The following is a 10,342-nucleotide window of genomic DNA, read 5'->3' as shown; positions in this document are numbered from 1 at the left end:
CGCTTTCACATAAGCGCCAGCAATCCCAACCATAGGAAAGGAGGAAACAGCCAAATGAGAGAAAAACGAATACTGGAAGAGCTCATGCATGCAGATCAGTATTGCAGTCTGGAGCATTTCTCCAGACAGCTGCAGGTATCGACCAGAACCATCAGCAATGATATCAAATATCTGATGCAGGATGGTGAGCGAAACGGCTTTCGCATCCATCTGAAGCGGCGCTTCGGCTACTATCTGGAAATCACGGCACCGCAGAAATTCAAACAGTATATGCAAAGCGATGAAGACAGTATGGCCATCAGCAGCAAGGAGCGTGTTGACACCATCATCGCTCTGCTGCTTCTGCAAAGTGACTATATTACGCAGGAAACAATCGCCGACACACTGGCAGTCAGCAAATCCATCATTAAGGTTGATATGGCCAAGGTAGAAAAGGCATTGTTTGAGCACAGCATTTCCCTGATTAAAAAAGCCCATTACGGCATCAGCTTATCGTGTGAGGGCATGATGCGCAAGCTGTATCTGCTGGAGCTGCAGGAAAAAGACAATCTTTATATGAAGAAGACCATGGATCATTATCTGTCCCAGCAGCACATACAGCATTTGGAAAAGCGGCTGATTGCCCTGCTGAAGCAGTACCGGCTGAACACCAATTATATCGAGCTGAAAAAAATCGACCTGTTCCTGAAGGTCAGCGTGCTTCTGGCGGAAAAGGGCATTGAATCCGCTGGAGGGGTGATAGACAGCAGTGTCCATAAGCAGATGGCAGTCGAGCTGGCAGATGTGATTCAGGAAATCTATCAGGTGACGCTGAGCAGCGGTGATATCTGTGATATCGGCAATTATCTGAAGCAAAAGACAAAGCCGAGTGATGTCTATCTGTATGATGAGGGTCTGATTCAGGATATCGAGATCTTTCTGCAGGATGCCGATGAACAGTATCATACCCAGTTCAATGCCGATGTGGAATTTAAAAAGAGCCTTCTGGCGCATGTATCCCTGCTGCTGGACCGGCTGCATCAAAGCATTTCCTTCTCCAATCCGCTTGTTCACGAAATCAGTGTGAAGTATCCGGTGATTTTCAATATCTGTATCCGCTTTGCCGGTATGCTGGAGGAAAAATATCATGTGAAGACCACACAGGATGAAATCGGATTCATCGCAACACACTTTGCCGCCCATATGGAAAAGGAGCTGCATCACAAGCTGAATCTGTATCACCGCATTGCCATCATCTGTTCCAGCGGTGGTGGAAGTGCCTTTCTGATCAAGCTGAAGCTGGAAACGATCTTTTCCTCCAGCAATATTGAAACCTTCTCCTTGCTGGAGCTGGATGAGGTTCGCTCCTATGAGCCGGATATCATCTTCACCATTAAAAAGCTGGATGAAGTCTTTGATGTTCCCATTGTTCTCATCAAGGAGCTGCTGGATGATGCGGATATTCAGAAAATCAAGAATATGCTGGAAACAGATGCATCCCTTGTCCTGCAGGAGCGCTCCTTCACCTCCCTGTTTCGCAAAAATGCATTCCACATCTTTCAGGAAGGAAGCTATGCGGACATGGTTTCCTGTATGGCTGCAAAGCTGGAACAGGAGGGATATTGTGATCCGGGCTATGCGGCTTCCGTGAAACAGCGTGAGGAAGTATTGTCCACCGTGTATAACAATGGTATTGCGATTCCGCATCCCCTGGAGATGTGCGGCAGAGGAAATATTTTGTCGGTGGGCATTGTGAAGCAGGAAGCATCGGTACATAAGCTGCCGGTTCAGGTCATCTTTCTGGTCGATCTGGAGAAGGGGGATTTAAAGCTGCATCAGAATATAACTAGAGTATTGTTTGAGGTTATGAGCGATACGGCACTGATTGAAAAGCTGCGGCGTGCAGAATCGTATGAGGATTTCATGAAATGCATATCGCATCTGAAATTTTAAAGGAGGGACTCTATGAATATACAATTTTTAGAAAAGCTGTCAAATGCGGACGGCATCGCATCCAATGAGCAGGAGGTACGGGATGTTCTGGTTGCGGAGCTGAAGGAGTATGCCGATGAAGTTTCCACGGATCATCTTGGCAGTATTATCTTCAAAAAGGGGAACAGGGGGCCGAAGATCATGCTGTGCGCTCATATCGATGAGGTTGGCTTCATCGTGCGCAGTATATCCGATATGGGGCAGGTCATGCTGATGAGTGTGGGCGGTGTAAAGCCGCTGGCACAGTTTATGCAGAAGGTACGTATTACGACAGAGGATGGTAAGAAGATTCACGGTATCATCCAGGCAACCTATGAGAGCAACGCCGCCACCAAAGTCTATGTGGATCTGGGGGCACAGACTGCACAGGAGGTCTATGATCTGGGCATTCAGGTCGGGGATATGGTGACATATACGACAGAATTTGAGCACTTCGCCTTAGCGGATGTTGTGGCAGGAAAGGCGTTTGATGACCGTCTGGGCTGCTTCATTATGGGGGAGGTATTAAAACGGCTGCAAGGCATTGATCATCCCAATACCGTTTACATGGTGGGCACCTCCAGTGAGGAGGTCGGAATACGCGGGGCAAAAACCGCTGTATACAGGGTGAATCCGGATGTGGTATTTCCAATCGATGTTGCCTGCTTTAACGATGAATTTGTTCGCAATCATACCAATCAGCGCCAGATTGGCAAGGGGATGATGCTGACAAACTTCGATCGCACACTTGCTCCCAATCGTGCCCTGATTCGTCGTATCAAGGACACGGCAAATACATTGCATAAGCCACTGCAGCTGGATATGTTCAATGGAGGAGGAACCGATGGCGGCGAGGCTCACAAGAGTAGGGATGGTAAACCGACCGCTGTCAGCTGCCTGCCTGTGCGTTATGGACACTGTGCCTATTCGATTGCACATCTGCAGGATATTGCGGACGCCATCGACATCTTTACAGAGCTGATTGTCAATTTTGACGAAGCAGCGTATCGTGCATCAATAAATTTTTTGAAAGGAGTCTAGCATGACAGAATTAGAACAGCAGATCATCGGTATCATTTCCGCTGCCGGTGACAGTAAGGGGAAGGCGTTTGAAGCCCTTCGCAAGGTAAAGGAAAGCGATTATGAGGGAGCTCGCGCACTGCTTGAGGAAAGCAGAAAAATCGATCTGGAGGCACACAAAATCCAGACCAAGCTGATCCAGTCGGAAATGGATCCGGAGGCTGAAAAGCCGGAGCTGTCACTGCTCATGGTTCATGCGCAGGATCATTATATGACCAGCCAGCTGGCAAGAGACGTCATTGAGTCGCTGGTAGATGTATTTGAAGCAAAAGAAGGAGGAAACTGACATGAGAATTTTATTATGCTGTGCAGGTGGCTTTTCCACCAATATGCTGATGCAGAACATGAAAAAGGTCGTAAAGGAAAGCGCGAAGCTGAACGAAGAGGATTTTAAATTTACGGCGATTCCCGCAGACTCTCTGGAGGAGGAAATCGATAACTGGGACGTGGTTCTGGTCGGACCGCAGGTATCGCATAAGATTGACTTCATCGAGGCTGTATGCAAACCGAAAAACGTGCCGTTTGCAGTCATTGACAAGGATGTATACGGACAGATGGACGGAGCCACCGTATTGAAGCTCGCTCTGGTTACACGCAAGAAACACGAAATGGGAAAGTAATCCCTGATTTGGAATTATAAAAGACTATGCTTCATTTGCAGTCAGTCTTGTATTGTTCAATCAGACTGTGAGATGAATGAGCAGGGGTATACTTTCAGGAATCCCGCTCGCGTGTCCTGTGAAGACAGCATAAATAAATAGAAAGGAACCTAGTATGTTTAATAAATTTGAGGCCTTTATGAACAAATGGCTGATGCCAATTGCTCAAAAAGTAGATAAACAGCGTCATCTGAGTGCCATTAAGGCATCCATGGTGGCCATGACACCATTTACGATTCTGGGGAGCTTCTTCGCCATCATCCCCGCTTTACCAAACATGATTGGAGAAAATAACGCATTCAGTCAGTTCATTTTGAACAATGCGGAGCTGCTTGACCTGCCGGTTACCCTATCCATCGGTATGATGAGTGTATATGTAACGATGTGTATTGCATACAATCTGGGGAATCACTACAAGCTGTATATTCCGGGCTGTATCACTCTGTCCACCTTTGCTTTCCTGTTTGTGGCTGCTGAAAACGTAGAGGGCGGTATCAGCATCACCAACTTCGGTGCAAAGGGTCTGTTCTGTGCCATGCTGGTCGGTATGGCTGCTACGGAGCTGTATCGCTTCTGTAAGGAAAAGAATCTGACGGTCCGCATGCCGGAGGGGGTACCGGACTTCGTATCCAAATCCTTTGAGCTGATTCCTACAACCATCATCGTTGCCGGAACCTTCATCGCTGTACGCTTCTTCTCCCAGCAGATTTTCGGAGCACTGCCTCCGCAGATTCTGACACAGTTTCTGGCACCGCTGGTTGGTTCCATGGACAACCCGTGGGCAGTCTTGTTCCTGCACTTCATGATCTGTCTGATTTTCTTCTTCGGTATCCATTCATCTGTTTTCGGACCGATTACACGTCCGATCATGGCTACCTTCATTGCGGAAAACATCATCGCAAGACAGGCCGGAGAACCTCTGCCACACTTTTATACGGCAGGTACCTCCAGTGCGTTCTTTGGATTCACCGGTGCCGGTATCACCATCGGATGCGTTGTGGCATGCATGCTGTCCAAATCCAAGCGCTATCGTAAAATCGGGCAGGTCGCATTGTTCCCGTCACTGTTCGGTATCAATGAACCGATTCTCTTCGGTGCTCCGATTATTCTGAATCCGATAATGTTTATCCCATTCGTCTTCGGTGGTGCCATCATCGGTACCATGCCAATGTTTTTGATGCACTACGGTCTGCTGGACAAGCCGTTCTTCGATCCGCCTTATGTCGGTGTCTTCCTGGAGGGATTCCTGACAAACGGTGACTGGAGAGTGATCCTGGCCTGCGGTGCACAGCTGATTCTGGCAATTCTGCTCTATCTGCCATTCTTTAAAATCATGGAGCGTCAGGAGCTGCGTGAGGAAGAAGCAAGAGCGAAGAAAGCAGAGGAGGCAAAAAACATCTTCTCGGATGATGAGGAGGCTTTACTGAACGATCTGGATCTTGATTTCTAGCAATAGCCAGCGGCATCCGTTTGCGGGTGCCGCTTTCCATACAGCTGCGCAAAAAGAGAAATGCAGGTGCAGAGGTATCTCATAAAAAGGAGGAAGCAGTATGCAGAGAATCCAAAAAATTCGCTCCATTCTGGAGGAAAAACAAATCGACGCCATCTTGATCAAAAGCCGTTCCAACAAGCGCTATCTCGGTGCCTTAACCGGAAGCGGCGTCAAGGTGCTGGTGACAAGAGATGAGCTGTATCAGATTATGGACGGGCGTTACAGCAATGAAGCAAGAGAAACAACAAGCGGCTTTATCCCGGTGGTGCATGAACAGGGCAACAGCTATCTGGATGAGGTGGTCCGGCTTCTGGGAAGCCATGCCCGCATTGGGATAGAAGCGCAACAGGTTCTCGTGAAGGAATATCTGAGCATGCAGGAATACGGGTTGAAAACCGTGCTTCTGGAGCATGAACTGGAGGAGGCACGCCGCTGTAAGGATGCCCAGGAAATCGCGCTGGTACGTAAGGCATGTGAAATCACGGATGCGATCTTTCAGGAAACGATTTCCACGATTCGCATCGGGATGAAGGAAACGGAGGTCAGTGCACTGCTGCAGTATCTGGCAATCAAAAACGGAGCCAGTGCCATGGCATTTGATACGATTGTCGCAAGCGGTGTCCGCGGCAGCATGCCGCATGGGCGTCCGAGTGAAAAAACCTTTGAAGCCCATGAATTCATCACGATCGACTTCGGTATCACCTATCAGGGCTACCAGTCCGATATGACCAGAACGGTGTGTATTCAGGAACCAAAGCCGGAGCTGAAGAAAATCTATGATATCGTGCTGGAAGCACAGTGTGCGGGTGTTGACTTTATCAAAGCCGGTATAAGAGGAAACGATGTGGACAGCTATGTGCGCGGCATCATTCAGGGGCATGGCTATGGTCCGTATTTCACGCATGGTCTGGGGCATGGCATCGGCATGGGAGATGGAGAGCTTCCACTGCTGAATGCCGGCAGTGACACCGTGCTGGAGGAAGGCATGATCATGTCCTGTGAGCCGGGTATCTATGTTCCGGGACTTGGCGGTGTGCGAATTGAGGATGATGTCCTTATCGAAAACGGCCGTGGTGTCCCATTGAATGCCACAACAAAGGAACTCATTATTTTGGAGGGTAACGGATATGAAGTATGATTTTGATCATGTAATCAATCGAAAGCTTGGAAAATGCAGAAAATGGGACAATACCATTTTGAAGGAAAAATTCGGTTTAAATGAGGATGCGATTCCTATGGATCTTGCCGATCTGGATTTTGAATGTGCACCGGCAATCAAGCAGGCGATGATAGAGCGTGCCGCTTTGGGAGATTATGGCTATACGTATACGTATGATGCATATTATGATGCGCTGATTGACTGGAACAAGCGCCGTTTTCATGTGGATATTAAAAAGGAATGGATCAAGCTGACCTTTGGAACCTGCGGCACTCTGCATTATATCGTACAGTGCTTCTGTAACGAGGGAGATGCTGTTATGATCAACACCCCTGCCTATGATCCCTTCGCTGAAGCGGTAGAGCGCGGCGGCTGTCGTTTGATCTGCAATTCCCTAAAGCTGGAAAATATGCGCTATTATCTTGATTTTGAAGAGATGGAGCATCAGATGGTCGAAGAGAATGTCAAGCTGTTTATCTTCTGTTCACCGCAAAATCCAAGCGGACGCGTCTGGACGAAGGAGGAGCTGCATCAGCTCAGTGCACTGTGTCTGAAGCATGATGTTCTGCTGGTCTGTGATGAAATACACCGTGATGTGATTTTTGATCGGGAAAGCTTTACCACGCTGTGGAATGCGCATGAGGATATTGCGGATGCATCGATTATGTGTGTATCCCCAAACAAGGGCTTTAATCTGGGTGGTTTAAAATCCTCCTACATCATCGTTAAGAATAAGCAGATTCGGGAACGCCTGCTGGCATATTTACAAAAGGTCTATGTGACCAGTCCGCATGTATATGCTGTTCCTGCCATCATTGCGGCTTATAATGATTCAGAGGAATGGCTGGATCAGCTGACTGCATATATCGGGGAGAATTTCACCATGGTCTATGACTGGTTTGCACAGCACATGCCGCAGGCTAAGGTCATGAAAAGCGATTCCAGCTTTCTGGCATGGATCGATATGCGTTCCGTGTTTGCGGATGAGGATGAAATGCGTGCCTTCTTTATCAGGGCAAATGTATCCATGGTTGTCGGCAGCTATTTTGTGCAGGACGGCTATGGCTGGGTGCGCCTGAATATCGGAACACAGAAGTCGATTCTGCAGGAGGCGCTGCGCCGTATCGCTGTAACATGGGAAGCATGGGAATAAAAGGAAATTACAACATAAAAAAGCTGCCGGAATAGGCAGCAGAAAGGGTCAGATACATCGTCTGATCTTTTTCATATCGATGATTTTGGCAGAAAAGAACTGCTGTATAATATAAGCATAAAACAGGGGCAGGAAAGGAATCAGCGGGAATAGAAAAAAGCAGTTGTGTTTGAAACGGTCTGTTTAATCACCGTATCCTTATAAGGGAAAACAAAGGATTTTATTGCTGATTTACTTTCTTTATCACGTATTGCCGAAAGCAATGCCGGTGCCTTATGAAGGCTGTATGCTTCGTACAAGGAATACAGACTGTGCGTTAGCCGTATCCTTGGATACCCTGGCGTTATGCCGCCGGCTTCGTACTGCAGGTAAGTCCCTGCTGTTCATAAACGACTACCGCGGTATGTACATCGAATACAGCGTCTTCTAAGGTCTGGATGAAATCCAGCTTTTTCAGCTGTGCGGTGTCAATGTCCGTCAGCTTTAGAACGAGCAGCTGCTTCATTTCTTTATCTGTCACGGATGCCTGATAGGTCAAGCCCCTGATATTTGCATAATCTTTCTGGTACTGTTTAACACAGGCCTGTGCCTGCTGCTTGTTATAGCCTAGTGTACGATGGTCTGTATGCAGCTGTATGCTCTGTGTTGAAATTCGTTGATTTTCTGAATCCATGGTTGTTTCAATAAAGGTATCCATCAGGGTTCCCCGGCATGTCGTTTTACTTATGCCTGCTTCTGCTTTTTTCGAACAGCCACTTAACAGAAGCAATAGACTTATCAACAGGATCTGTTTTCTCATAGCATCCACTCCTATTGGTATTATGGTACAGGGATCATTGCTTCATGCAGCAGCTTTACCCGCTTACGACTGTGTGCTTCCCTTTTTGTTTCCCCTGGTACAGGAGCTGATCGGCTTTATTGATTAACTCATCCAGAGAAAGCCGCTGATGACAGCAGATGCCGAATGTCATGGTGACTGGGATATTTTGTTCGCCGTATTGAAATTCTGTGTGATTCATCCAGTGACAGAAATCCTGCAGCTGCTGCAGTGCATCCTGCTCCCTGATATCATGAAAAAGGAAGACAAATTCCTCACCGCCCCAGCGGCAGATAAAGATTGCGGGATCCAGTCTGGTTCGCATATGCTCAGCGAGCTGCTTTAATATGGCATCCCCGCACAAATGACCATAGGTGTCATTGATCCGCTTGAAATCATCAATATCGCCAATTGCAAGACAGCAATTCTCAAGGCACAGCTGGGATGCTGTTTTTTTCAAATAAGTACGGTTGTACAGCCCTGTGAGGGAATCGTAATTAGCAATCTACAAAAGACTTTCATTCTGCTTTTTTAAAACCTCTTTTCCAATATCGGCACTGGCATTGGAAACATAGGCAACATAAAGGATTGTGAGAAATGAACCAAAGCTGTTGCAGAGAAATAGCAGCTGTAAGGAAGCAGCCGGCAGAGAAGAGAACATCGTTCCCTGTATTTGTTCATGCAATAGAAAAAAGGTGAGCATATGCAGGATGGAAAACAGATAGGGGATGTAGGGACTGCGGTAGGGACAGAAATACACAAGAGAAGCCATTGCGATCAGAAAGAGAAAGAAGGAAGCGTTCCAGCCAAACAGCACAGTGTGTAACACAACAAAGCAGATGGTTTCCAAATGAATCAGGGAAACGGCCAGCGCATATCGCTTTTTTTTCATGACCAGCAAAAGCATACCGATGTAAAACAGCACACTGCAGATATTATAGAGAAGAGGGACGCCATAATGCAGAATTCCCATAAGCAATGTATAGCCGAAATGCAGAAGGATTGCCAGACATATCAGATTGCGGTAAATATAATAGCTGTAATTATTTTCATTAAGTTTCATTGGCATACTGTAAACCTCCTGTCTTTTCATTCCTGCCGTGAAGCAAGCTTCTATACTGCATTACACCGCTTTGTGAATAGCCGAAAAAACAGTGCTGTGTATGGGATTCTGCTGCGGCAGACTCCCTTATGGAGCCTGTTTGCCTGATAGCCGTCGATTTAGGCAGTGCTGCATTGCGCGATACATCTGAGATAGCCAAAGGACACGCTGTCTGTTCGTATATCTTATGATTTTTGATATTGTAATTATATCACTTTATGATAGGGAAAAGCAGATATATTCTATAAGTTCGACTAAAAATGTTGCCTTTTCAGAATTATTCAGGCGGGATAAGAAAATAAAAGGACGGATCAATGTGCAGTTAGGTTGAAAATCCACCTTACTGATACAGTCTTTTCTATTTCTCATGGATTTGGATGAAGAAAAATAAAAAAAGCTCTCCAACAGAGAGCTCTTCAGCGTGTATCATGTCATGGACTGATTATTTTTTACAGGTTAATCCGCTTTTTTCGATGTTTTCTTTTGTCTTTTCCAGATCCATTACCATTTTTTTACCGCTCAGCTTCTGGTTGGTAAAGGTACCGTAGTCCTTCGGATCGATTTCTTTGATATCAAAAACAATGGATTCCGTAATTGAGAATTTGTCCTTATCCTCCGTCAGACTATAGCTCATGCCTTCAACACCCTTTGCCTTGCTTTCCAGAGAAGCACTTTTCAGTGTCGGCAGCATTGCTTCATAGGTTTTTTTATCCGGTGCAGTAATCACTGTTTTCTGATCCTGCTTGGTGATGTTGTCACCCTGATAGTCAAACTTGATTGTCTGTGAAATGGTGGAACCATTGGATTTCTGTTCTGCCGTACAGGTCATTGTTTTTGTTTCTTCTTTACCGCCGGAGCAGCCTGCCAGCATGGCAACCGCAAAAGCAGCACATAATAATTTCTTCATTGTATTTTCCCTTCCTTCAGATT

General features: G+C 46.6%; 11 protein-coding genes. 7 read left to right on the top strand and 4 right to left on the bottom strand.

Annotation, left to right across the window (positions count from 1 at the left end; all coding sequences use genetic code 11):
• Window positions 1–54: 54 nt before the first annotated feature.
• The 7 genes from ACG3M1_RS14850 to ACG3M1_RS14820 all read left to right on the top strand — a co-directional run bounded on the left by ACG3M1_RS14850 (window position 55) and on the right by ACG3M1_RS14820 (window position 7,493).
• Entirely contained in the window at window positions 55–1,932 is a 1,878-nt protein-coding gene (locus ACG3M1_RS14850) for a BglG family transcription antiterminator (RefSeq protein ID WP_008817627.1), read from the top strand.
• Window positions 1,933–1,944: 12 nt separating this feature from the next.
• The gene (gene ypdE / locus ACG3M1_RS14845) at window positions 1,945–2,991 is read left to right on the top strand and encodes an aminopeptidase (protein WP_008817626.1); all 1,047 of its coding nucleotides are present in this window, start codon (window positions 1,945–1,947) and stop codon (window positions 2,989–2,991) included.
• A 1-nt stretch (window position 2,992) separates the two neighbouring features.
• Window positions 2,993–3,316 (top strand): PTS lactose/cellobiose transporter subunit IIA, encoded by a 324-nt coding sequence (locus tag ACG3M1_RS14840; protein WP_021420440.1) that lies wholly within the window; start codon window positions 2,993–2,995, stop codon window positions 3,314–3,316.
• A 1-nt stretch (window position 3,317) separates the two neighbouring features.
• Window positions 3,318–3,650 carry a PTS sugar transporter subunit IIB gene (locus ACG3M1_RS14835; RefSeq protein ID WP_002610128.1) on the top strand — a complete coding sequence of 111 codons (333 nt, stop codon included), beginning with the start codon at window positions 3,318–3,320 and terminating at the stop codon, window positions 3,648–3,650.
• A 154-nt stretch (window positions 3,651–3,804) separates the two neighbouring features.
• A complete protein-coding gene (locus tag ACG3M1_RS14830; protein WP_008817625.1) occupies window positions 3,805–5,139 on the top strand; it encodes a PTS sugar transporter subunit IIC in 1,335 nt (444 codons plus the stop codon).
• 100 nt (window positions 5,140–5,239) lie between these two features.
• Entirely contained in the window at window positions 5,240–6,319 is a 1,080-nt protein-coding gene (locus tag ACG3M1_RS14825; RefSeq protein WP_021420439.1) for a M24 family metallopeptidase, read from the top strand.
• A complete protein-coding gene (locus ACG3M1_RS14820; protein ID WP_009271053.1) occupies window positions 6,309–7,493 on the top strand; it encodes a MalY/PatB family protein in 1,185 nt (394 codons plus the stop codon). The genes ACG3M1_RS14825 and ACG3M1_RS14820 overlap by 11 nt, the downstream gene beginning before the upstream one ends.
• A gap of 343 nt (window positions 7,494–7,836) precedes the next feature.
• On the opposite strand, the gene ACG3M1_RS14815 is transcribed toward ACG3M1_RS14820, so the two are convergent.
• The 4 genes from ACG3M1_RS14815 to ACG3M1_RS14800 form a co-directional block, all read right to left on the bottom strand.
• On the bottom strand, window positions 7,837–8,292 hold the full coding sequence (locus ACG3M1_RS14815; RefSeq protein ID WP_009271052.1) for a DUF1307 domain-containing protein: 456 nt from the start codon (window positions 8,290–8,292) through the stop codon (window positions 7,837–7,839).
• A 55-nt stretch (window positions 8,293–8,347) separates the two neighbouring features.
• Window positions 8,348–8,815 (bottom strand): GGDEF domain-containing protein, encoded by a 468-nt coding sequence (locus ACG3M1_RS14810; protein ID WP_074748679.1) that lies wholly within the window; start codon window positions 8,813–8,815, stop codon window positions 8,348–8,350.
• The gene (locus ACG3M1_RS14805; protein ID WP_008817620.1) at window positions 8,816–9,379 is read right to left on the bottom strand and encodes a hypothetical protein; all 564 of its coding nucleotides are present in this window, start codon (window positions 9,377–9,379) and stop codon (window positions 8,816–8,818) included.
• A gap of 475 nt (window positions 9,380–9,854) precedes the next feature.
• Window positions 9,855–10,319 carry a lipoprotein gene (locus ACG3M1_RS14800; protein ID WP_008817619.1) on the bottom strand — a complete coding sequence of 155 codons (465 nt, stop codon included), beginning with the start codon at window positions 10,317–10,319 and terminating at the stop codon, window positions 9,855–9,857.
• Window positions 10,320–10,342: the final 23 nt, after the last annotated feature.

Source organism: Clostridium sp. 10cd*, assembly GCF_044336395.1.
Taxonomy (GTDB): Bacteria; Bacillota_I; Bacilli_A; order Erysipelotrichales; family Erysipelotrichaceae; genus Clostridium_AQ; species Clostridium_AQ innocuum.
The sequence above is the reverse complement of the archived record's forward strand: the minus strand, read 5'-3'. Positions and strand labels throughout refer to the sequence as shown.